Annotated in this window: 19 protein-coding genes; 7 read left to right on the top strand and 12 right to left on the bottom strand. The window is 73.8% G+C overall.

What is annotated here, in order from left to right; genetic code table 11:
- Positions 1-17: 17 nt before the first annotated feature.
- The 4 genes from kdpC to ABWU78_RS04515 are packed head-to-tail and all read right to left on the bottom strand — an operon-like array spanning position 18 to position 4721.
- Positions 18-725: a potassium-transporting ATPase subunit KdpC gene (gene kdpC, locus ABWU78_RS04530; RefSeq protein ID WP_439157676.1), complete on the bottom strand. Its 708-nt coding sequence runs from the start codon at positions 723-725 to the stop codon at positions 18-20.
- A gap of 23 nt (positions 726-748) precedes the next feature.
- Positions 749-2947 carry a potassium-transporting ATPase subunit KdpB gene (gene kdpB, locus ABWU78_RS04525; protein ID WP_353708343.1) on the bottom strand — a complete coding sequence of 733 codons (2199 nt, stop codon included), beginning with the start codon at positions 2945-2947 and terminating at the stop codon, positions 749-751.
- Entirely contained in the window at positions 2944-4626 is a 1683-nt protein-coding gene (gene kdpA, locus ABWU78_RS04520; RefSeq protein WP_353709482.1) for a potassium-transporting ATPase subunit KdpA, read from the bottom strand. The genes kdpB and kdpA overlap by 4 nt, the downstream gene beginning before the upstream one ends.
- A gap of 5 nt (positions 4627-4631) precedes the next feature.
- The gene (locus tag ABWU78_RS04515; RefSeq protein ID WP_253054013.1) at positions 4632-4721 is read right to left on the bottom strand and encodes a potassium-transporting ATPase subunit F; all 90 of its coding nucleotides are present in this window, start codon (positions 4719-4721) and stop codon (positions 4632-4634) included.
- Positions 4722-5014: 293 nt separating this feature from the next.
- Here ABWU78_RS04515 and ABWU78_RS04510 point away from each other — a divergent pair, with 293 nt between their 5' ends.
- From ABWU78_RS04510 to ABWU78_RS04490, 5 genes are all read left to right on the top strand, one after another.
- Positions 5015-5968 (top strand): DUF389 domain-containing protein, encoded by a 954-nt coding sequence (locus ABWU78_RS04510; RefSeq protein ID WP_439157675.1) that lies wholly within the window; start codon positions 5015-5017, stop codon positions 5966-5968.
- 104 nt (positions 5969-6072) lie between these two features.
- Positions 6073-6369, top strand: a complete 297-nt coding sequence (locus ABWU78_RS04505; protein ID WP_353708341.1) for a type II toxin-antitoxin system VapB family antitoxin — start codon at positions 6073-6075, stop codon at positions 6367-6369.
- Between the two features lie 25 nt (positions 6370-6394).
- Complete coding sequence (locus ABWU78_RS04500; RefSeq protein ID WP_253054017.1) at positions 6395-7045, top strand: LytR C-terminal domain-containing protein; 651 nt, start codon at positions 6395-6397, stop codon at positions 7043-7045.
- 52 nt (positions 7046-7097) lie between these two features.
- The gene (locus tag ABWU78_RS04495; protein WP_253054019.1) at positions 7098-7706 is read left to right on the top strand and encodes a GNAT family N-acetyltransferase; all 609 of its coding nucleotides are present in this window, start codon (positions 7098-7100) and stop codon (positions 7704-7706) included.
- A gap of 249 nt (positions 7707-7955) precedes the next feature.
- Positions 7956-8915 carry a type IV toxin-antitoxin system AbiEi family antitoxin domain-containing protein gene (locus tag ABWU78_RS04490; protein WP_439157674.1) on the top strand — a complete coding sequence of 320 codons (960 nt, stop codon included), beginning with the start codon at positions 7956-7958 and terminating at the stop codon, positions 8913-8915.
- An 85-nt stretch (positions 8916-9000) separates the two neighbouring features.
- Here the strand turns inward: ABWU78_RS04490 and ABWU78_RS04485 are convergent, their stop codons facing one another.
- The 6 genes from ABWU78_RS04485 to ABWU78_RS04460 form a co-directional block, all read right to left on the bottom strand.
- Entirely contained in the window at positions 9001-10335 is a 1335-nt protein-coding gene (locus ABWU78_RS04485; protein ID WP_439157673.1) for a uracil-xanthine permease family protein, read from the bottom strand.
- 120 nt (positions 10336-10455) lie between these two features.
- Complete coding sequence (locus ABWU78_RS04480) at positions 10456-12531, bottom strand: glycosyl hydrolase (protein WP_439157672.1); 2076 nt, start codon at positions 12529-12531, stop codon at positions 10456-10458.
- An 89-nt stretch (positions 12532-12620) separates the two neighbouring features.
- Positions 12621-13352, bottom strand: coding sequence for an HlyD family efflux transporter periplasmic adaptor subunit (locus tag ABWU78_RS04475; protein ID WP_439157671.1), 732 nt, complete (start codon positions 13350-13352; stop codon positions 12621-12623).
- Positions 13349-15193 carry a glycosyltransferase family 2 protein gene (locus ABWU78_RS04470; RefSeq protein ID WP_439157670.1) on the bottom strand — a complete coding sequence of 615 codons (1845 nt, stop codon included), beginning with the start codon at positions 15191-15193 and terminating at the stop codon, positions 13349-13351. Before ABWU78_RS04470 ends, ABWU78_RS04475 begins: the two co-directional genes overlap by 4 nt.
- A gap of 665 nt (positions 15194-15858) precedes the next feature.
- Positions 15859-16782, bottom strand: coding sequence for an LLM class F420-dependent oxidoreductase (locus tag ABWU78_RS04465; protein WP_353709481.1), 924 nt, complete (start codon positions 16780-16782; stop codon positions 15859-15861).
- Positions 16783-16940: 158 nt separating this feature from the next.
- Positions 16941-17240, bottom strand: a complete 300-nt coding sequence (locus tag ABWU78_RS04460) for a Dabb family protein (protein WP_253054032.1) — start codon at positions 17238-17240, stop codon at positions 16941-16943.
- A 23-nt stretch (positions 17241-17263) separates the two neighbouring features.
- Between ABWU78_RS04460 and ABWU78_RS04455 the strand changes: the two genes are divergently transcribed.
- Both ABWU78_RS04455 and ABWU78_RS04450 read left to right on the top strand, forming a co-directional pair.
- Complete coding sequence (locus ABWU78_RS04455) at positions 17264-18157, top strand: LLM class flavin-dependent oxidoreductase (RefSeq protein WP_439157669.1); 894 nt, start codon at positions 17264-17266, stop codon at positions 18155-18157.
- 172 nt (positions 18158-18329) lie between these two features.
- Positions 18330-18530 carry a DUF2510 domain-containing protein gene (locus ABWU78_RS04450; protein ID WP_253054038.1) on the top strand — a complete coding sequence of 67 codons (201 nt, stop codon included), beginning with the start codon at positions 18330-18332 and terminating at the stop codon, positions 18528-18530.
- Between the two features lie 25 nt (positions 18531-18555).
- Here ABWU78_RS04450 and ABWU78_RS04445 read toward each other — a convergent pair whose 3' ends face one another.
- Positions 18556-19155 carry a dihydrofolate reductase family protein gene (locus ABWU78_RS04445; protein WP_253054040.1) on the bottom strand — a complete coding sequence of 200 codons (600 nt, stop codon included), beginning with the start codon at positions 19153-19155 and terminating at the stop codon, positions 18556-18558.
- A 99-nt stretch (positions 19156-19254) separates the two neighbouring features.
- Positions 19255-21144 carry an ABC transporter ATP-binding protein gene (locus ABWU78_RS04440; RefSeq protein WP_439157668.1) on the bottom strand — a complete coding sequence of 630 codons (1890 nt, stop codon included), beginning with the start codon at positions 21142-21144 and terminating at the stop codon, positions 19255-19257.
- Positions 21145-21247 lie beyond the last annotated feature (103 nt).

Genomic DNA, 21247 nt, shown 5'->3' with positions numbered 1-21247 from the left:
GTCCATCACGTCGCACGTCAGGGCGCGTCCGAGCCGGCGGGCGCGAGTTCCTCGAGGGCGAGGTTGAGCGCGAGCACGTTCACGCGCGGGTCGCCCAGCACGCCGGCCACGCGCCCGGCCGCGGCGTCGTCGACGAGCGCGCGCACCGCCGCCGGGTCGAGCCCGCGCGCGGCCGCGACGCGGTCGACCTGCTGGTACGCGTACGCGGGCGACACGTGCGGGTCGAGGCCCGAGGCCGACGCCGTCAGGGCGTCCGGCGGGACCGTCGCCGGGTCGACGCCGTCCTCCGCGGCGACGGCCGCCCGGCGCGCCTCGATCGCGGCGACGAGCTCGGGGTTGTTCGGCCCCAGGTTCGACCCCGCGGACGCGAGGGTGTCGTAGCCGTCCCCGGCCGCCGACGGGCGGCCGTGGAACCACTCGGGCGCGGTCCCCGGCTCGCCGAACGCCTGGCCGACGAGGACGGACCCGACGACAGGGGCGCCGTCCGCCCCGGCGTCGTCGACCGACGAGGCCCGGGTGCCGTCGGCGCGGACGAGCGAGCCGTCGGCCTGCCACCCGAAGGCGGCCTGGCCGACGCCCGTCACCGCGAGCGGGTAGAGCCCGCCGAGCAGGAGCGTCATGAGGAGCAGGACGCGCAGCCCCGCCCACGACTGCCGGACGAAGGAGACGGCGCCGCCGGCGGTCGACGGGCGGCCTCCGGACGGGACCTGAGAGGAGCTGGGCACGGGAGTTCCTTTCGGCACCGGGATCAGAAGCCCGGGAGGAGGGAGACGAGGAGGTCGACGAGCTTGATCCCGACGAACGGCGCCACGAGGCCGCCGAGCCCGTAGATCAGCAGGTTGCGCCGGAGCAGCGCCGACGCGGACGCCGGGCGGTAACGCACCCCGCGCAGCGCGAGCGGGACGAGGACCACGATGATCAGGGCGTTGAAGATCACCGCGGAGAGGATCGCGGACTGCGGGCTGGACAGGTGCATGACGTTGAGCACCTCGAGCGCGGGGAACACGCCCAGGAACATCGCGGGCAGGATCGCGAAGTACTTCGCGACGTCGTTCGCGACGGAGAACGTGGTGAGCGCGCCGCGCGTGATGAGGAGCTGCTTGCCGATCTCGACGATCTCCAGGAGCTTCGTCGGGTTCGAGTCGAGGTCGACCATGTTGCCCGCCTCCTTGGCGGCGGTCGTCCCCGTGTTCATCGCGACGCCGACGTCGGACTGGGCCAGCGCGGGCGCGTCGTTCGTGCCGTCGCCGGCCATCGCGACGAGGCGACCGCCCTCCTGCTCGCGCCGGATGAGGGCGAGCTTGTCCTCCGGCGTCGCCTCGGCGAGGACGTCGTCCACGCCCGCCTCGGCGGCGATGGCCCGCGCCGTGATCGCGTTGTCGCCCGTCACCATGACGCTCCGGATGCCCATCGCGCGGAGCTGGTCGAACCGCTCGCGCAGCCCGTCCTTGACGACGTCCTTGAGCCGGACGACGCCGAGCACGCGCGCCGGACCGTCCGCCACCTGCTCGGCCACCACGAGCGGCGTCCCGCCCTGCCCGCTCACCGTCTCCACGTGGGCCGCGAGCTCGTCCGTCTCCGGACCCGTCACGCTCCCGCCCGTCGAGTGCACCCACCGCTGCACCGCCGAGCCGGCGCCCTTGCGCACGCGCCGCACGCCGCCGTCGGGCGAGGGCAGGTCCACGCCCGACATCCGGGTCTGGGCCGTGAACGGGATGAACTCCGCGCCCGCGGTCTCCCGGACCAGGTCCGCCGCGGGACGCCCGTCCATCGACGTCACGAGGTCGACGATGCTGCGCCCCTCCGGGGTCTCGTCGGACAGCGAGGCCAGGCGCGCCGCGTCGGCGAGCTCCGCCGCGCTCACGTGGCCCACCGGCAGCACCTCGGTCGCGAACCGGTTGCCGTGCGTGATCGTGCCGGTCTTGTCGAGCAGCAGCACGTCGACGTCGCCCGCCGCCTCGACCGCGCGGCCCGACATCGCGAGCACGTTGCGCCGGACCAGGCGGTCCATGCCCGCGATGCCGATCGCGGACAGCAGCGCGCCGATCGTCGTCGGGATGAGGCACACGAGGAGCGCGACCAGCACCACGAGCGACTGCCGTGCCCCCGAGTACACCGCGAACGGCTGGAGCGTCGCGACGGCGAGGACGAACACGATCGTCAGCGAGGTGAGCAGCACGTTGAGCGCGATCTCGTTCGGGGTGCGCTGACGCTCGCTGCCCTCGACGAGCGCGATCATCCGGTCGACGAACGTCTGGCCGGCCGGTGCCGTGATCCGCACGACGATGCGGTCGGACAGCACGACCGTCCCGCCCGTGACCGCCGAGCGGTCCCCGCCCGACTCGCGGATCACCGGCGCGGACTCCCCCGTGATGGCCGACTCGTCGACCGACGCGACGCCCTCGATCACGTCGCCGTCGCCCGGGATCGTCTCCCCCGCGACGACCACGACGACGTCACCCACCCGCAGGCTGGACGACGGCACGTCGACCGTCGGCAGCAGGTGCAGGCTGGACCCCGCCGTGAGCGTGTCGGTCGGCGCGTCCACACGGCGCGCCGTGGTGCTGCGCTGCGTCGCGCGCAGGCTCGACGCCTGCGCCTTGCCGCGCGACTCCGCGACCGACTCGGCGAGCGTCGCGAACAGGACCGTCGCCCACAGCCACACCGCGACGAGGACCGAGAACAGGTCCGGGTCCAGCGCCGCGAGGACCGTCGTCGCGACGGCACCGATCTCCACGACGAACAGGACCGGCGACCGGTACAGCACGCGCGGGTCGAGCTTGCGCACCGCGGCCGGCAGCGCCGCGCCCACCTGCGCGAGGGACAGCGCCCGCGGCGCGCGACGCCCGCCGCGGTGGTCGTCGTGGTGCGCGCCGCCGTCGGGCGCCTCCGCGGGGGACGCCGGGGTGCCGGGCAGCTGAGGGACGGAAGCGAGCGGGGTGCTCATGACAGGGACTCCACGACAGGACCGAGGGACAGGACGGGGACGAAGGTGAGGCCGACGACCACCAGCGCGACCGTGCCGAGCAGGCCGACGAACAGCGGCTGGTGGGTCGGCAGCGTGCCGGCCGACGGCGGCACCGAGCGCTGCGAGGCGAGGCGCCCCGCGAGGGCGAGGACGAGCGCGATGGGGACGAATCGGCCGACGAGCATCGCGAGCCCGAGGAGCGTGTTGTAGTACGGCGTCCCGGCCGACAGCCCGGCGAACGCGGAGCCGTTGTTGTTCCCGGCCGACGCGAAGGCGTACAGCACCTCGGTGAGCCCGTGCGGGCCGCCCTCCTGCTGACCGGCGAGGCCGTCGGGCAGGACCACGGAGAGCGCCGTGCCGACGAGCACGACCGCCGGGGTCGTCAGGACGTAGAGCGCGACGAGCGTGATCTCCTGGCGGCCGATCTTCTTGCCCAGGTACTCGGGCGTGCGACCCACCATGAGGCCCGCGACGAACACCGCGACGACGGCGAGCACGAGCATCCCGTACAGCCCCGCGCCCACGCCGCCGGGGGCGATCTCGCCGAGGAGCATGTTGAAGAGGACGACGCCGCCCCCCGGTGCGGTGAGCGAGTCGTGCATCGCGTTGACCGCGCCCGTCGACGTGCCGGTCGTCGCGGTCGCGAACAGGGCGCTCGCGGCGAGGCCGAACCGGGTCTCCTTGCCCTCCAGCGCGGCACCGGCCGCCTGCGGCGCGGCACCCGGGCCGGCGAGCTCCGCCCACGTGGTCAGCGCGAGCGCGACGGCGAACAGCCCGGCCATCGCGCCGAGGACGGCCCAGCCCTGACGGCGGTCGCCCACCATGAGGCCGAACGTGCGCGGGAGCGTGAACGGGATCAGCAGGATGAGGAAGATCTCGAAGACGTTGGTGAACGGGTTCGGGTTCTCCAGCGGGTGCGCCGAGTTCGCGTTGAAGAACCCGCCGCCGTTGGTCCCCAGCTCCTTGATGGCCTCCTGGGACGCGACCGGACCGCCGAGGACGTGCTGCGTGCCGCCGGCGAGCGTCTCGACCGCGGTGTGCGGGCTGAGGTTCTGGACGACGCCGTTCGCCACGAGCACGACCGCGGCGACGAACGCGATCGGCAGCAGGATCCGCACGACGGAGCGGGTGAGGTCGGTCCAGAAGTTGCCGACCCGCGCGTCGGTCCCCGAGCGGGCGAACCCGCGCACGAGCGCGATCGCGACCGACATCCCGACGGCGGCCGAGACGAAGTTCTGCACGGCGAGGCCGGCCATCTGCAGGAGGTGGCCCGCGGCCGCCTCGCCGGAGTACCACTGCCAGTTCGTGTTCGTCACGAACGAGACCGCGGTGTTCCACGCGCCCGCGGGGTCCAGCCCCGTGAACCCGAGGTTCATCGGCAGGTGGTCCTGGAGCCGGCCGAGCCCGTAGAGGAGCAGGACCGAGGCGAGCGAGAAGCCCAGCACGGAGAAGAGGTAGGTGCTCCACCGCTGCTCCGCGTCGGGGTCCACGCGCGCCAGCCGGTAGCCCGCGCGCTCCACCCGCAGGTGGCGCGACGAGGTGTACACGCGCGCCATGTACGCACCGAGCGGCGCGTGCACCGCCGCGAGCGCCGCGACGAGGAGCGCGACCTGACCGACGGCCGCCCACACGACCGCGGCGTCGACCGTCGTCGGCACGGCGCTCACCGGGCCCGGTCGCTGCGGAGCAGCGCGACGAAGAGGTAGCCCAGCACGGCGACGACGGCGCCGAGCGCGATCCAGTCGAGGATCATCACCGGGTGCCTCCCGAGGAGCCGTGACGACGCGCGACGAGCGCGACCGTCGCGAAGAACGCGACGGTGAGGAGGAGGAAGGCCAGGTCGGCCATGGTGGGAACGCCTTCTCGACGACGGTCGGCCGGCGCTCGTGGCGGGCGCCGTGCCGGCACCCGGAACCCGGGCGCACTGCCGTTCTACGCCCGGCCGGAGGGCTCCGGACGGGGCTCTGACGGAACCTTGACGCCCTCTGCCGGAACCTTGACGGGGCGCCGCGCCGACGGCCCGCGCCCGCCTGGCACGATGGCGCCATGCTGACTGTGCGGGTCACCGCGGGGCACGACCTCGCCGAACGTCTGCGTCCCGTCCTCGACGCCGACCCCACCGTGTGCGACCTGGCGGTCGTGCCCGGCGCGGCGCTCGAGGGGCGCGGCGACGTCCTCTGGTTCGAGATGGCGCGGGAGAACGCGAACAACGTCATGCGGACGCTCCGGCACGCGGGCGTCCCGGCCGACGGGAGCATCGTCGTCACGGAGCCCGTGACGGTCGTGTCGGACGCCGCGGTCGCGGCCGAGCGGGCGGCCCCCGGCCATCCCGCCGACGGGGTGCTGTGGGCGCAGCTCGCGGACGCGTCGCGCGAGGACTCCCGGCCCTCCGCCACGTTCTTCGTGTTCCTGCTGCTCGCGACCCTCATCGCGGGGGTCGGTCGCCTGCTGGACCAGCCCATCCTCATCATCGGGGCCATGGTCGTCGGGCCGGAGTTCGCCCCCATCGCGGCGATCTGCTACGCGGTCGTGCGACGGCGGCGCGGGATCGCCGGGTCGGCGCTGGCGACGCTCCTCGGCGGGTTCGCGGGGTGCGCCGCGGTCGCCTGGGCGGTGTGGAGCCTCGCCTACGCGGCGGGCCTCATCACGTTCGAGCAGGCGACGACCGGGGCGCAGACGGAGTTCATCGTGTCGCCCGACGCGTGGTCCTTCGTCATCGCGCTCCTCGCGGGCGTCGCGGGTGTGCTCTCGCTCACCACGGCCAAGTCGGCCGCGCTCGTCGGCGTCTTCATCTCCATCACGACGGTGCCCGCCGTCGGGACGATCGGCCTGACCCTCGCGGTCGGGGCGTGGGACGAGGCGCTCGGCGCGGGCGTCCAGCTCCTCGTGAACGTCGCCGGGCTGCTCGTCGCCGGCATCGCGACGCTGTTCGTCCAGCTCCACCTCGGACGCCGGCTGGGCCGCGCGCGCCCGCTCCGGGTCCGCCCCGACGCCCGCTGACGCGAAGGACGCGGGTGCTCCTCGTGGGGAGATCGTGACGACCGCGTGACCGACACCCCGACGACCTGGGCACGGGCCGCCGTCGGGCCTCTAGGATGTGCCGCATGATCTTCAAGGCCGTCGGCGACGGGCGCCCCTACCCGGACCACGGCCGGGTGACCGCCCGCGACTGGGCCGAGGTGCCCCCGCGTCAGGTGCGCCTCGACGAGCTCGTCACCACCAAGCGCACGCTCGACCTCGACGCGCTCCTCGCCGAGGACTCGACGTTCTTCGGCGACCTCTTCGCCCACGTCGTCGAGTACGAGGGCATCCTCTACCTCGAGGACGGGCTGCACCGCGCCGTGCGGGCCGCGCTCCAGCAGCGCGCCATCCTGCACGCCCGCGTCCTGACCGTGCGATGAGCGCGGGGTCCGGTAGGTTTCTGGCGTGACCACCCGCCCCGACACCGCGCGCGCCGAGCGTCGCCGACGCATGCACGAGCGCCAGGCCGTCGTGTTCGGGCTCCTCATCGCCGCGCTCGCCGTCGTCGGGCTCGGTGCGCTGGCCGTGTACACGGGCGCGATCGACGCCCCGTTCGACCGGCCGCTGTCGTCACCCGAGGCGGTCGACGACCTGGCGCACGTCGAGGTCCCCTGCCTCCCCGAGGGCACCCTCCCGGTGGCGACCGGCGACATCCAGGTCAACGTCTACAACGCGTCCGGCAAGGACGCCCCGCTCGGGCGCCTGAACCAGGACCTCCTCACGTCGCGCGGCTTCACGGTGCTCTCCACGGGCAACGCGCCGGACCTGGACGGCGACGAGAAGTCGGACGTCATGGCGCGGACGCAGATCCACTTCGGAGCCGCCGGCCTCGCGCAGGCGTACACGCTCGCCGCCCACTACGACAACCCCGGCCTCGTGCTCGACGCGCGCGAGGACGCCACCGTCGACCTCTACGTGGGTGCCGACTTCGAGGACGTCGTGGACCCCGAGCTCGTCGGCCTGTCCGGCGACGTCCCGCTCGAGAGCCGCGCCGGGTGCGTCGCGATCGAGGAGATCACCCCGCAGCCGCTGCCCGTGCCGCCCGCGGAGGGCTGAGCACGTCCCTCGCCCGGCGCCCGCCGAGCCTCACGACCGCCGAACGGTACCCATGAGCACCCTGCCCCTCCGGCCCGCCCGGACCACCGACCCCGACGAGGTCGACCGCCTCTACGAGATCTGCCTCCGGACCGGCGCGTCCGGCGCGGACGCGACCGCGCTGTACACCGACCCGCGGCTGCTCGGCGAGGTCTACCTCGGGGCGTACCTCGCCCTCGAGCCGTCGCTCGCGTTCGTCGTCGAGGCCGACGGCGTGGCCGCGGGCTACGTGCTGGGGGCGCGCGACACCGCCGCGTTCGAGGCACGGTCCGAGCGGGAGTGGTGGCCCCCGCTGCGCGAGCGCTACCCGCTCGGCAGCTTCCCCGAGGGTTCGCGCGACGAGGCGCTCGTCCGTCAGATCCACCGCCCGCACCTCACCGACCCCTCGGTGCTCCCCGACTACCCCGCGCACCTCCACGTCGACCTGCTCCCCGCTGCGCAGGGCGGCGGCAACGGCCGTCGGCTGATGGCGGCCCTGTTCGACGCCCTCCGCGCCGCCGGGGCCCCGGGAGTCCACCTCGGCGTCGCGGAGGACAACGTCTCCGCGATCGGCTTCTACGAGCACCTCGGCTTCACCCGCCTCGACGTCGACGAGGGCCTGGTCCTGGGCCTCCACCTCTGACCCGGCGCCCCGGTGCCGACCCCGGGATCGCTCCTCACGCGCGGCACCTCCTGGGGAGAGATCCCGGGTTGGCGCGAACCCTGGACTTCTCCCTTTGGACGCGCGCGTGGGAGGAGCGATCCAGGGGTCGGCCCCCCGCGAGGCGGGGAGTGACTCGACGGGTTCCACAGTCCCTCGGTTGCGGGGTCCCTTCCACAGGGGCGTCCGGCGAGCCCCTCCGACGACGTCAGGTGCGCTGGGATGCGACCCATGCCGCCCCGTTCTCCCGTACCGGAAGCCCTGCGTGCCGTCGCCGCCCAGCAGGAGTCGCTCGTCTGCACGAGGCAGTGCGTCGAGGCCGGGGTCGGTCGGAACGTCCTGACCCGCCTCGTGCGCTCGGGGTCCTGGTCACGGATCACCGCCGGCGTGTACGACCTCGACGCGACACCCTGGCAGGCGCGTCCGCCCGACTCCCGACGCCGCCGTGCTGCCTGGGCGGCGCTGCTCGCCTTCGGCCCCGAGGCGATCGCCGTCGGGCCGTGCGCGCTCGCGCTGCTCGGCGTCGCGGGACTGCCCGCGCGCGTCGTCCCCCAGGCGACGTTGCCGGGTGCCCGCTCCCTCGAGTCGCGCGACGGCATCCGGCTGCGCATGTTCGACGACGGCATGACCGTCGTGCGGGTCGGCGACCGGTACGTGGCCGCCCCCGAGTGGGCGCTGGCCCAGGCGGTGCCCGAGCTCGACCGCCCCTGGGCCGTGGCGGTCATGGACTCGGCTCTCCACCTCGGGCTGGTGACGCCCGAAGGTCTCGACCGCGCGCACGACCACGCCCGTGGTCGGCGGGGTGTCGCGCGGACGCACTCGTGGTGGGAGCTCGCGGACTGTCGCGCGGAGTCACCGTTGGAGACCTGGGTACGGCTCGACTGCGTCGACGGCGGCGTCCCGCCGGACACGCTCCAGGTCCCGCTGGTCGGGTCGAGCGGACGGGAACGGCGCGGCGACCTGGGCTGGCTGCTCGACGACGGCCGCTGGGTCGTCGCCGAGGCCGACGGCGCGGAGTTCCACGACACCCCGAGCGCCGCGTTCGCCGACCGGGAACGTCACAACGACCTCGTGACCGGCGACGTCGCGGCGATGCTTCGATTCACCTCCGCCGACACCCGCGTGCCGGGCCGCGTCGCAACCACGGTCCGCCGCGCGCTCCTGTCGACGGGACGCCGTCGTGCCGCGTGACGTGAGGACGCCGAACCCGGGCCCGCTCCCCAGCGAAGGCTTCGGCTGGGGAGAGATCCCGGGTTCGGCATCGGGCGGGAGTCCGTCAGCGGGCGTCCTCGACCGCGTCGTGGACGATCGGCTCGTCGCCGCCGGGGGCCGACGCGGGGCTGGCGGGCTCCTGGGTCGTGCCGCGCCACCGCGCGATGGTCCGCATGAGGTGGTAGATCACGAGCGCCGCCGCGGTGCCGAGCGCGATGCCCTCGAACGTCAGGTCGCCGACGACCCACGTGAAGTTCGCGATGCCGACGACGAGCGGCACGGCGGCGGTCGTGAGGTTGACCGGGTTGGAGAAGTCGACCTTGTTCTGCACCCAGATGCGCGCGCCGAGGATGCCGATCATGCCGTAGAGCATCGTCGCCGCACCGCCCAGGACCCCGGCGGGGATGGTCGCGATGAGCTCGCCGAACTTCGGCGAGAGCGAGAGCACCAGGGCGGTCGCCGCCGCGACCCAGTACGCCGCGGTCGAGTAGACGCGCGTCGCCGCCATGACGCCGATGTTCTCGGCGTACGTGGTCGTGCCGGACCCGCCGCCGATGCCCGCGAACGTCGTCGCGAGGCCGTCCGCGAAGAGGGCGCGGCCGGTGAGGTCGTCGAGGTTCTTGCCGGTCATCGCCGCGACCGACTTCACGTGCCCGACGTTCTCCGCGATGAGCACGAGCACGACGGGCACGAACAGGCCGAGCACGGCGACGTCGAACGTGGGCGTGACGAACTCGGGGAACCCGATCCAGTCAGCCTTGCGCATGTCGGTGAAGTCGACCTCGCCCTGGAGCAGCGCCGCGACGTAGCCGACCACGACCCCGACCAGGATCGACAGGCGCCCGAGGATGCCCTTGAACAAGACGCTCACCATGATGATCGACCCGAGCGTGACGAGCGCCGTGACCGGCGCCTTCTCGAAGTTGTCCCACGCGGCCGGGGCGAGGTTGAGGCCGATGAGCGCGACGATCGTGCCCGTGACGATCGGCGGCATGACGACGTCGATCCATCGCGCGCCCGCGACGTGCACGAGCAGGCCGACCGCGGCGAGCACGAGGCCGGTGACGAGGATGCCGCCGACGGCGACGGACTGGCCCTGCGACATCGTCGCCGCACCGATCGGGGCGATGAACGCGAAGCTCGACCCGAGGTAGCTCGGCAGCCGGTTGCGCGTGATGAGCAGGAACCCGACGGTGCCGATCGCGGAGAAGAACAGCGTCGTCGCGGGCGAGAACCCGGTGAGCAGCGGCACGAGGAACGTCGCGCCGAACATGGCGACGACGTGCTGCATGCCGATCCCGATGGTCCGCGGCCAGGTCAGCCGCTCGTCCGGGTCGACGACGTCCCCCGGCGCGACCGTCTTCCCGTTCCCGTGCAACCGCCACCCGATGGCGCTCATGTCTCTCCCGTCCGTGAAGTTCGTGTGAAGACCCCCGGAGCAGGGTAGTGCCCGCCGAACCCGGGGTTGCTCCCCACGCGGGCGGTCCGGTGAGGAACGACCCCGGGTTCGGCAGCGGTGCTACGCGGCCGCGTGCACCTGGAGCCATGCCAGGAGGTAGCTGCGGGTGGTGCCGTCGTCGATGCGTTCCGCCGGGAGGGTGCGGGCGACCTCCAGTGCGGCCGCGGCGTCGTCCGGGCCGGCGAGCGCCGCGTACATGAGGAGCTGGTCGCCGAACAGCACGTCCCACGACGCGGGGTCGTCGCGGGGGCCCGCGAGCGCCTCGTCGAGGTTCGCCCGGATGCGCTCCGGGTCGCCCGCGAGGTAGCCGGCGACGGGCTGCGTCGGCAGCACGAGGATGCCGAGCATCGCGCTCGGCTCGGCGCTGAACCACGTGGCCCAGTCGCGCTTGCCGCCCCACACGAGCGACGTCACGGTGTGCCCGAACCCGTCGAGCGCCGGGTCGTCGCGGTCGACGTCGGTCCAGTACGCGCGCGCCGACGCCGCCTCGGCGGACAGCAGCCAGCGCGCCTGCGCCTCGAGCGTCGCGTCCCCCGACGCCTGCGCCCACAGCGCCAGCCCGTTCCACGCGGACACCGCCTCGGACGCGGACTCCTGGTTGTTCCCGTCCGCGAAGGGCGCGTACCCCGACGCCCACGAGTGGCCGGCGTACGCGTCGAACACGCGCAGCGCCGGGAAGTCCTCGTCGCCCGCGCCGGACGCGACGTCCGCGGCGAGCAGGTCGAGCACGGGCGCGAGGTCCGCGGCGAGCGCCGGGTCGTCGGCTGCGACGACGCCCGCGGCGTAGAGGAAGTACCCGTAGTGGAAGTGGTGGTCGTTGAGCTCGTCCGAGCCGAACGACGGCGTCCGCCCGACGACGCTGCGCACCTCGGGGTCGTAGACGAAGCAGCGCGCGTCGCGCTCCGCGCAGCCGGAGGGCTCGGCCCACTCGCGCAGCGCGGCCGAGAGGTCGTCGCGCAGCGGCGCCGCGACGTCGTCGAGCCCGAGCTGTTCGGCGAGGGCGAGCAGGTTCGCGTCGCGCGCGAGCGCCTTGCCGCCGAAGTACGTGTCCGACGGCACCTCGAGAGACCCCGCCTCGAGCGCCGCGGCGTCGGCCCGCACCTGGTCGGCGAGCTCCGTCGTCTCGTCCTCGCCCAGCCCGGAGAGGTCGAGCGCCCCGGCGGGTTCGACGGCTGGACTCGACCAGGCGAGCGTGCTCGCCGTGCACACGTCGACCGTCCCGAGCACGGTCGCGTAGGTGCCCAGGCCGCACGACGCGCCGTCGCCCTCGCGCTGGTGCGGCAGCCGCACGACGACGGTCCCTGGCCCGGGCTCGTCACTCCCGGTCTCGTAGGTGATCGCCGTGGTGGCGGCGGCGTCGGCCACGCCGTACGCGAGGGTCGTGCCCGTGACGGGGTGCGCGGCCGCCTCGGCGAGCGTCGCGACGGCACCGTCCGGGGCGCCGTCGGGCACGGGGAACCACGCGACGGAGTCGCCCGCGGCGAGGTCGAGCGAACGACCGTCGTCGGACAGCGCGCCCTCCGCCCCGACCAGCACGTACTCGCGTCCGCCCGCCTCGGTCGTGACGAGTCCGTCCGCCGCGTCGAACGCGACGGTGAGCGCCGCCGTCTGGTCCGTCGCCGCGGTGTACCGCAGGACGGGCGACCCCTCGACGAGGGCCACCGTCCCCAGGACGGAGCCTGCGTCGAGCAGGTCGACCATGACGGACGCGGTGTCGTAGGCGGTGACCTCGACCGACTCCGCCCCGACGTCCACGCCGACCCGCGGCACGAACGGGCCGAGGATCGACTGCTCGGTGACCTCGACGTCGGGCAGGCCGAACGCGAACCCGCCGTCGGTCACGCCGAACGCGAGCGGCACGGGGAACACCGGCAGCGGCTCGTCGCCGAACACCAGCCCGGAGAACCAGCGGTTGGTCGGCGGCACCAGGCCGTCCGCGAGCCGGGCGGTAGGCATCGGAGCGACCGACTCCTGCGGCAGGATCGACGGGTCGACGTGGGGGACGGTCCCGGTCAGGTCCGCGGCGGGGTGCCCGACGGCGGAGCCCGCCCCGGGCGGTCCCGTCGCCCGGGGCGACACGTCCGTCTCGAACAGCCCGCACCCGGTGACGAGGGCTGCCGATGCGAGCACCACCACGACGGCCCGTCCGCGAGATCGGCCCGAGCGTCCGAGATCGACCTTCGGGAGGTCGATCTCGTGGCGGACGGGTCGACCCCGGCGGGGCGTCACAGCCCCACCTTGCGGAGGAACGCGCCGAACGACTCGTCGACCCCGGCGAGCGGGCCGTCGTCGTGCAGCTCGATGCTCGCCGTGACGGGCGTGCCCGACGCGACGAGGCCGTGCTCCGCACCGCGCACGAGCGCGTCGCTCGTGACCTCGATCGTGGCCTCCGCCTGGTTGGCGGTGTTCTGCACCGCGACCGACGCGACCTCGCCCGCGATCTCCACCTGGTTCGGCAGCACCACCGTGACCTCCGCGCCCTGGCGGACGCGCGCGAAGTCGCTCGGGTCGAGCGTCAGCCGGGCGTCGACGAACAGCGACCCTTCGCGCTCGAGCGACGCGATCACCTCGCCGGCCTGGACGAACCCGCCCTCGCGGGTCGTGACGTCGGTGACCACGGCGTCGTAGGGCGCGACCAGCGTGATCGTCCCGTCGGGCGCCACCCGGTACGCGGACGTGTCGGCGCTGACGAGCCCGAGCGCGATGTCGTGCTGGAGCGTCAGGCTGCTCACGGTGAACAGCGGGTCGCCCGCGGCGACCTCGTCCCCCTCGGCGACCTCCGCCGCGGTGACGGTCCCCGCGTAGTCGCTGCCGACGTCGAGCACCTCGGCCCGGATGGTCGCCGTGGTACTCGTCGCCTGCCCGAGGCGCCGGTTCATGACGAGCGTGAGCGCCGCGCACACGAGCACCACCACGAGCAGCCCGCCCACGAGGCGGAAGCGGTTCGACCAGGTCATGCGACACCTCCGACAGGTCCGGACGACGAGTCCCCGCCACGGCGCGCCCGCCGCCTCCCGGCCCGCGTCCCGACGCCGACCGTCACCTCCACGCCGAGCCGCGCCGACAACGCCTCGTCGACGACGGCCGCGGCCGCTCCGTCTCGCGGCCGGGCGGAACGCCCTCCGTCCCGAGCCGCCAGGCGTGTCGACCGCGACTCTCGGAGGGCCGTCACGACGAACGCGCCCAGGATCAGCGTGTTGGTGACGTTCCAGGCGAGCGCGAGGCTCGGCATCAGGTCGCCCCACTCCTTCCAGGCCCCGACCACCGACGTCACGAGCAGGAACGCGAAGAACAGCACCTGCGGGATCATGTAGTTGAACGGCGACGTGACCTTCCCCTTGCTGCCGGTCACGTGCCACGCCTGCTCCTTGCCGGTCAGCGCGTTCCACAGGGCCGTGGTGTAGATGGGGAACGACACGGACGCGAGCATGAGCACCTCCCACCGGAACGACCCGAGCGTGAAGAACGCGATGGCGATCTGGAGCACGTAGAAGCCCGCGTAGTAGAGCAGCCACGTGCCCCACGAGATGGTGAGGTTCATGGGCGTGAGGTCGAGGTAGATCTGCAGCGGCGGCACGAGCAGCAGCACGAGCGGCGCGATGCCCGCGAGGTAGTGCGTCGCGGTGACGGTGTACTGGAGCCGCTGGTCGAGCGTGAGGGTGCGGCGCGGGCTGAGCGGGTTGTGCTGGAGCAGGATCTCGAACCCGCCGGTCGCCCAGCGCAGCTGCTGCTTGGTGTACGCCTCGACGGTCTCCGGGGTGTCGCCGACCGCGAGCGTCGTGGGGATGTAGATCGTGCGCCACCCGCGCTCGTGGAGCATGAGCGACGTCCACACGTCCTCGGACTTGGAGTCGGTGTGCATGCCGCCGATGTCGTCGATCGCGGCGCGGCGGAAGATCACGTTGGTCCCGACGCAGAACGCGGCGTTGAAGCGGTTGCGGCCAGGCTGCACGAACCGGTAGAAGACGGCCTGCATGTACCCGGCGCCGCGCGAGATGAGGTTGTCGAGGTTGCCGTAGGTCTGCGGCGTCTGGACGAACGCGACGTCGTCCTTGACGAAGAACGGCACGGTCTCCACGAGGAGCTCGGGCCTGGCGACGAAGTCGGCGTCGAGGATGACGAAGAAGTCGCCCTTGGCGATGGCGAGCGCGTGGTTGACGTTGCCGGCCTTCGCGCCGTTGCTCGACAGCCGTCGCACGTAGCGCGCCCCGAGCTGGGCGGCGAGGTCGCGGACGTCGTCGGACCGGCCGTCGTCGAGCACCCACGTGCGGTGGGTGCCGCGGACCGCGAGGGCAGCGCGCACCGTGCGCGCGATGGTGTCGAGGTCCTCGCCGTAGGTCGTGATGAGGACGTCGACCGTGACGGGACGGTCGTGGAGGTACAGGTTCCAGCGCGTCGGGTCGTCCTCGGCGCCGTCGCGGATGATCTCCGGGACGTCGAACAGGCGGTCCTTCGCGTGGTGGAACGAGAACCCGCGCGGGTCGTGCCCGCTCGACAGGACGGTCCACATCGCCAGCAGCGCCTGGGCGACGAGCACCGACTCGGCCGTGATGACCATGACGTACGGCAGCGCGTCGCCGCGGTTGGCCGGGTTGAGCAGGAACACCGCGTACGCGACGACGCCGAGCGTCGCCAGCAGCATGATCATGACGAGCGACGGCGAGCGCGCGGCGGAGTTCTCGTCGCGCGGCGGGCCGGTCGGGCGGTCGACGTCGGCGCTCGGGCCGAACGTCGCGGGCCGCACGTGCTGCGTACGGCGCGGGGTGACGACCAGGCGGTCGAACTCGGAGACGGGCATCGTAGACCTCCGGCTCTCGACGGGGCCCCGGGAATCCTCCGGGGGGCGCGGTCGGGCCGACGGCGGACGACGGCGGGCGGACCCGCCGGGTCGTCGAGAGCCCGGGTGCGGCGACGTCGTCGGCGTCGTGACGTGGTGCGTGTCGTGCCGTGGTGCGGTGCCGTGCGGGACGTGCGGTGCGGTGCCGTGCGGGACGTGCGGTGCGGCCGAGCCGGTCGAGCGCGGGCCGAGACGGGTCGAGGTGGCCCGCACCAGCGGGCCACCTCGTCGTCTGCGCCGAACGTAGCGGTGCCGGGCGGGCTTGTCACGGGTCGTGCGGGGTGACGCGACGGCCTCTCTTCCGCCCCAGGTCAGATGTGAACGGGCCGGGCCGCGGGCGGCGCCACGTCGTCGAGGTGCGCCGGATCGTTGGTGCGGTGCCGTTCCCGACCCGGTCGGACGCCGTCGTACGCGACCGGGTGAGCGCTCACCCGGCGGCGACCCGCACGAGCCGGAAACGAGTCGTTCACGGGCGGAAACGGAGAATTCACGGCGCCGGCGCGCCGGGCGTCCGACGGGTGGACGCCTGCGGCGGGCGGACGGCACCGGCCGCGGTCGCGGTCGCGGTCGCCGTCGACGATGCCCACGTCGCGACGAGCCTGACGTCGCGACGCGGGCACGGACGGTCAGGGCAGCTGCGGCACGACCTCAGACGCGATGAGGTCGAGGTGGTCGAGGTCGTGCAGGTCGAGCACCTGGAGGTAGAAGCGCGTCGCGCCCTGCTCGGCCGCGGCGGCGATCTTGTCCGCGACCTCGGAGACCGTCCCGGCCAGGCCGTTGCGGCGCACCTCGTCGGGCTCGCGCCCGATCGCGTCGGCCCGACGGCGGAACTCCGCCTCGTCCTTGCCCACCGCGACGACGAACGCCGCCGAGTACACGAGCGAGTCGGGGTCACGGTCGGCGTCAAGGCACGCGGCGCGCACGTTCTCGAACCGGTCGGGCAGGACGCCCGGGTCGGGGAACGCCGCGTTGAACTCGCTCGCGTACCGGGCCGCGAGCGCCGGGGTGCGCCGGGGACCGTGGCCGCCGACGATCACCGGGACGTGCTCCTGCGCGGGCTTCGGCAGGGCCGGGGAGTCGGTGAGCGTGTAGTGCTCGCCGCTGAACGAGAACGTCTCCCCGACCGGCGTCTCCCACAGCCCGGTGATCACCGCGAGCTGCTCCTCGAGGATCCCGAACCGCTTCTCCGGGAACGGGATGCCGTACGCCTCGTGCTCGCGCGCGAACCAGCCCGCGCCGAGCCCGAGCTCCACGCGACCGCCCGACATCTGGTCGACCTGCGCGACCTGGATCGCCAGCACGCCCGGGTGGCGGAACGTCGCCGACGACACGAGCGTGCCGAGCCGGATGCGGCTCGTCTCGCGGGCCAGGCCGGCGAGCGTCGTCCACGCGTCGGTCGGGCCGGGCAGCCCGTCGCCGTCGCCCATGACGAGGTAGTGGTCGGAGCGGAAGAAGGCGTCGAACCCGAGGTCCTCGGTGGCCTTCGCGACCGCGAGGAGGTCGTCGTAGGAGGCGCCCTGCTGGGGCTCGGTGAAGATGCGCAGGTCGATCTGGGTCATGCCGTCACCCTGCCACACCGGGCGACTGCCCCCGCCCGCAGGAGCCCCCGTCCCGCGAGGTAGAACGTCCGGTCGCGAGGTAGAACGCGCCGAGCTCTACCTCGCGACGCGATGTTCTACCTCGGCGAAGGCACCGGGCGGCGATGCAGTCAGTCGGCGAGCGGGACGAGGTCGAGCTCCTGGAACTCCGCGACCTCGGGCACCCAGCGGTCGGCGACGAACCCGCGGTGGTCCGGGTGGGCGTCGTACGCGGCGTACGCGGCGTCGTCGTCGAACACCATGGAGAACTGGAACGTCAGCGGGCTCTTGGCGCTCACCTGGCGCGAGACCGTGAAGTCCCGCACCCCCGGGATCGCGGTGAGCGTGCGGCGCGCGGTGCCGAGGAACTCGGCCTCCTCGGCGCTGCCGGCGGGGTGGACGAGGCGGAAGGCGACGGTGTGCTGGATCACGCCCCCACCCTAGGCTGGCGACCATGCGCGTGAGCACCGTGATCCTGCCGATCTACCCGTGGAGTGAGGGCCGCGACGTGTGGCGCGAGGCCGACGACCTCGGGTTCCACGCCGCCTACACGTACGACCACCTGTCGTGGCGGACCTTCCGCGACGGGCCGTGGTTCGGCGCCGTCCCGACGCTCGCCGCCGCGGCGGGCGCGACGGAGCGGGTACGCCTGGGCACGCTCGTGTCGTCGCCGAACTTCCGTGAGCCGGTGACGTTCGCGAAGGACGTCATGACGCTGGACGACCTGTCGGGCGGCCGGATCACGGTCGGTCTCGGCGCGGGCACGACCGGCTTCGACGCGGCGGTGCTCGGCGGTGAGCCGTGGTCCGCCCGCGAGCGGGCAGACCGCCTGCGCGACTTCACGGTCCTGCTGGACCGGCTGCTCACCGAGCCCGCCGTCACGCACGACGAGGGCCACTACCGCGCGCACGAGGCACGGACCATCCCCGGTCCGGTGCAGTCCCCGCGCGTGCCGTTCGCCATCGCCGCGACCGGCCCGCGCGGCCTGCGGCTCGCCGCGCGCTACGGCCAGGCGTGGGTGACGACGGGCGACGGCCGCCTGGGCGACGACGCGACCCCGGCGCAGTCCCGCGCGGCGGTCCGCGACCAGGTGGAGCGGCTGGAGGCCGCGTGCGCCGACGCCGGTCGCGACGCGGCGTCGGTCGAGCGGATCCTGCTCACCGGCTTCACGCCTGACCCCGCGCTCGCGTCGGTCGACGCGTTCGTCGAGACCGCGCGCGGGTACGCGGAGGCGGGGATCACGGAGATCGTCGTCCACCGGCCGATCCCCGGCACGCAGTTCGCCGCCGACCAGCGCGTCTTCGAGCAGATCGCGACCGACGGAGCGGCCCAGGTCGCCGGTCTCTGACCGTTCGGATCCCGCCCCGGAGGCGAGCCACCGCCGTCGGCCACGGCGCCGCGGTGACGGTGGTTCGCGGCCGGAGGGAACCTCGCCGGCCTCTGCTGCGTGAAAGAGGTGGGGCTGCTGTGACACAGGTCCGTACGGAGGGGCTCACGGGTCCGTGACGCGAGGAGGCGACATGCGCAAGGCACCGGCGGGGTGGTACCCGGACGCACCGGGGTCGGGCAGCGAGCGCTGGTACGACGGCGCGGTGTGGACCGACCGCACCCGGACCCGCCGCGCGGCGGAGGACGCTGGGCTGTGGCGGCGCGTCCTCGTCGTCGGGGCGGTCGTCGTGGTCGTCGTCGCGGCGCCGCTCCTGCTCGCCGTGCTCGACTGAGCCACCGCGACCCCGACACGGGCCGTCAGCCGAGCGGCCCCAGCACCCGGTACGTGACGTGCGTGACGAGCGACGCGGCGCGCACGGCGACGGTCTCGAGCGCGAGGGGCGGGACGCCGTCGAGCACGCGGTCCCCGTGCCCGAGGACCTGCGGCACGACGTGCAGCCGGAGCTCGTCGAGGAGCCCGGCCGAGAGCGCCTGGTTGATGGTCGCGGCGCCGCCGGCGACGGAGACGTCCCGGTCGCCCGCGGCCTCCCGCGCCTGCGCGACGGCGGACTCGATGCCGTCGGTCACGAAGAAGAACGTCGTCCCGCCCTCCATGACGAGCGGTTCGCGCGGGTGGTGCGTGAGCACGAACACGGGCCCGTGGTACGGCGGCTCCGGACCCCACCACCCGCGCCAGTCGAGGTCCCACTCGCCGCGGCCCGGGGTGAACATGTTGCGGCCCATGACGTACGCACCGGCGGCGAGGATCGCGTCGAGCTCCGCACGGTTCTCGTCAGCCGTCTCGAACATCCACCGATGCAGGTCCACGCCCTCGCCGAACGGGTGCTCCACCGTCTGGTCGGGCCGGGACGAGAACCCGTCCACCGACACCGCCACGTCGCACGTCACGTTCCCCATGCCGCCCTCACCCTCCGCGGTCGGCACGAGCCGCGACCGCCGTCGTCCACACCTGACGCCACCTCCGACCGCGCGCGCACCCGGAACTCATCGCACCCGCTATCTCGACGTGGCGGCCTCCTCGGTCGCGATGCGCAAGGCGGCGACGAGCTCGCGGTAGAGCTCGTCGGTCGCGAGGAGCTCGGCGTGCGTCCCGCGGGCGCGGACGCGTCCGTCCTCCATGACGAGGATGAGGTCGGCGTCGATCACGGTCGACAGGCGGTGCGCGATCGTCACGACGGCGCGGTCGCGCGCGAGGTCCTCGATGACGGCGTGCACGGCGGCCTCGGTGAGCCCGTCGACCTGCGCCGTCGCCTCGTCGAGCAGCAGGACGTCGGGCGCGTGCAGGACGGCGCGCGCGAGGGCGACGCGCTGCCGCTCGCCGCCCGAGACGGTCGTCCCGACGAGGGACGTGTCGAGGCCCTCGGCGAGCGAGCGCACCTTGGCCTCGAGCCGGACCTTCGCGAGCGCGGCCCACATGGCCTCGTCGGTCGCACCGGGGTCGGAGAGGAGGAGGTTCTCGCGGATCGTCCCCGGCACGACGGGCGTCTCCTGCTCGACGTACGCGAAGCGGCGCCGGACGTCGTCGAACGTGAGGTCGTCGTAGGGCACGCCGTCGAGGAGGATCTGCCCGGACTCGGGCTGGAGGAACCGCAGCAGCAGGGAGAACGTCGTGGTCTTGCCCGCGCCCGACGGCCCGACGATCGCGACCTGCCCCCGGTGGGGCACGTCGAGGTCGAGGTCGCGGACGACGGGCTCGCCGCCGGGCAGGTAGCGCGCCGTGACGCCCCGCAGGGAGAGCCGCGGCGTCCCGGCAGCGGTCCCGTCCGTGCCCGACGTCGCGCCCACCACGGCCTCCCGAGTCGCCTCCGCAGCGGCCGGGTCCAGCGCCGCCGCGCCCGCCCGGGCCGGCCGAGCGACGTCGTCGTCCTCCTCCGGCTCGATCGACTGGACCTCGCTGATGCGTCCCGCGGCGGCGATACCGGCCTGGAGCTGCGTGACGTTCATGGTGAGGCCGGTGACGGGCTCGACGATCTGGAACGCGTAGAGGAGGAACGCGACGAGGCTCGACACCGCGAGCAGCCCCTCGTCGACGCGCCACGCGCCGAGCGCGAGGATGACGATGATCGCGAGCTGGATCCCGCCGCCCGCGATGGTCCACGCGACCGCCTCGGTCCGCACGGCCCGGACGCTGTGCCGCGCGGACGCCTGCGCGTCGTCGAGCACCCGCTCGATCTGGCGCCCCTCGGCGCGGCTGGCCTTGATGGTGCGGATCGCGCGGAGGCCGCCCTCGAGCGTGCCGCCGAGGCTGCCGAGCGACTCCTGCGCCTTCTCCTGCGCCTTCGCGATCCGCGGCATGAGCGCGCCGACGAGCACCGCGATGACGACGATCGCGCCGAGCGTCGTGCCGAGCAGCACGATGTCGAGCACGCCCATGAGGACGATCGTCCCGACGAGGGACACGGCGAAGTTGACGAGGTTGACGATGCTCGACGACGCGGCCTCCCGCAGCAGCACGGTGTCGGACGTGACGCGCGTGACGAGCTCGCCCGTCGGGCGCCCGGTGAGCGCACCGATCCGCGCGCGGAAGTAGCGCCGGACCATGGACGACCGCGCGTCGAGCACGACCCGCTCGGCGAGCGTGCCGAGCAGGATCCACTGCCACAGCCCGAGCGCGAGGCCCACGACGAGCAGCCCGACGAGCGTGAGGACGGCCGGGGTCAGCGACTCCCCCGTCCCGAGGGTGTCGAGCACCCACTTGGTGACCATCGGCGTCGCGAGCGCCGCGGCGGTGGTGCCCAGCCCCAGGACGAGGCCGAGCAGGAGCGTGCGGCGGTGCGGTCGGACGAACTCCCCGAGCACCTTGAGCCGCGGGAGGAACGGGCCGGTGGGCGTGTCGGGCGTGGCGGGCGTCGTGGTCGGCGAGCCGGTGGCGTCAGTCGTGGGCATGGCGTCAACCATGGTTGACATCCTCTCTCGTGTCAACTGTGGTTGACGCGGGCGAAACACAGCAGCGGAACGGGCGTGACCACTAGTGGAACATTCCTGTTCC

It is taken from the genome of Cellulosimicrobium sp. CpK407 (assembly GCF_051844275.1).
Taxonomy (GTDB): Bacteria; Actinomycetota; Actinomycetes; order Actinomycetales; family Cellulomonadaceae; genus Cellulosimicrobium; species Cellulosimicrobium cellulans_G.
Note: the sequence above shows the minus strand (reverse complement) of the source record. Positions and strands in the feature narration are given on the sequence as shown.

Bases quoted from the DNA above. Each gene is read 5' to 3' on its own strand.
- ABWU78_RS04510 (WP_439157675.1), top strand. From the start codon at position 5,015: ATGCTGACTGTGCGGGTCACCGCGGGGCACGACCTCGCCGAACGTCTG.
- kdpB (WP_353708343.1), bottom strand. From the start codon at position 2,947: ATGAGCACCCCGCTCGCTTCCGTCCCTCAGCTGCCCGGCACCCCGGCG.
- ABWU78_RS04440 (WP_439157668.1), bottom strand. From the start codon at position 21,144: ATGCCCACGACTGACGCCACCGGCTCGCCGACCACGACGCCCGCCACG.
- ABWU78_RS04490 (WP_439157674.1), top strand. From the start codon at position 7,956: ATGCCGCCCCGTTCTCCCGTACCGGAAGCCCTGCGTGCCGTCGCCGCC.
- ABWU78_RS04475 (WP_439157671.1), bottom strand. From the start codon at position 13,352: ATGACCTGGTCGAACCGCTTCCGCCTCGTGGGCGGGCTGCTCGTGGTG.
- ABWU78_RS04455 (WP_439157669.1), top strand. From the start codon at position 17,264: ATGCGCGTGAGCACCGTGATCCTGCCGATCTACCCGTGGAGTGAGGGC.
- ABWU78_RS04470 (WP_439157670.1), bottom strand. From the start codon at position 15,193: ATGCCCGTCTCCGAGTTCGACCGCCTGGTCGTCACCCCGCGCCGTACG.
- ABWU78_RS04485 (WP_439157673.1), bottom strand. From the start codon at position 10,335: ATGAGCGCCATCGGGTGGCGGTTGCACGGGAACGGGAAGACGGTCGCG.
- ABWU78_RS04450 (WP_253054038.1), top strand. From the start codon at position 18,330: ATGCGCAAGGCACCGGCGGGGTGGTACCCGGACGCACCGGGGTCGGGC.
- ABWU78_RS04505 (WP_353708341.1), top strand. From the start codon at position 6,073: ATGATCTTCAAGGCCGTCGGCGACGGGCGCCCCTACCCGGACCACGGC.
- ABWU78_RS04515 (WP_253054013.1), bottom strand. From the start codon at position 4,721: ATGATCCTCGACTGGATCGCGCTCGGCGCCGTCGTCGCCGTGCTGGGC.
- ABWU78_RS04495 (WP_253054019.1), top strand. From the start codon at position 7,098: ATGAGCACCCTGCCCCTCCGGCCCGCCCGGACCACCGACCCCGACGAG.
- ABWU78_RS04445 (WP_253054040.1), bottom strand. From the start codon at position 19,155: ATGGGGAACGTGACGTGCGACGTGGCGGTGTCGGTGGACGGGTTCTCG.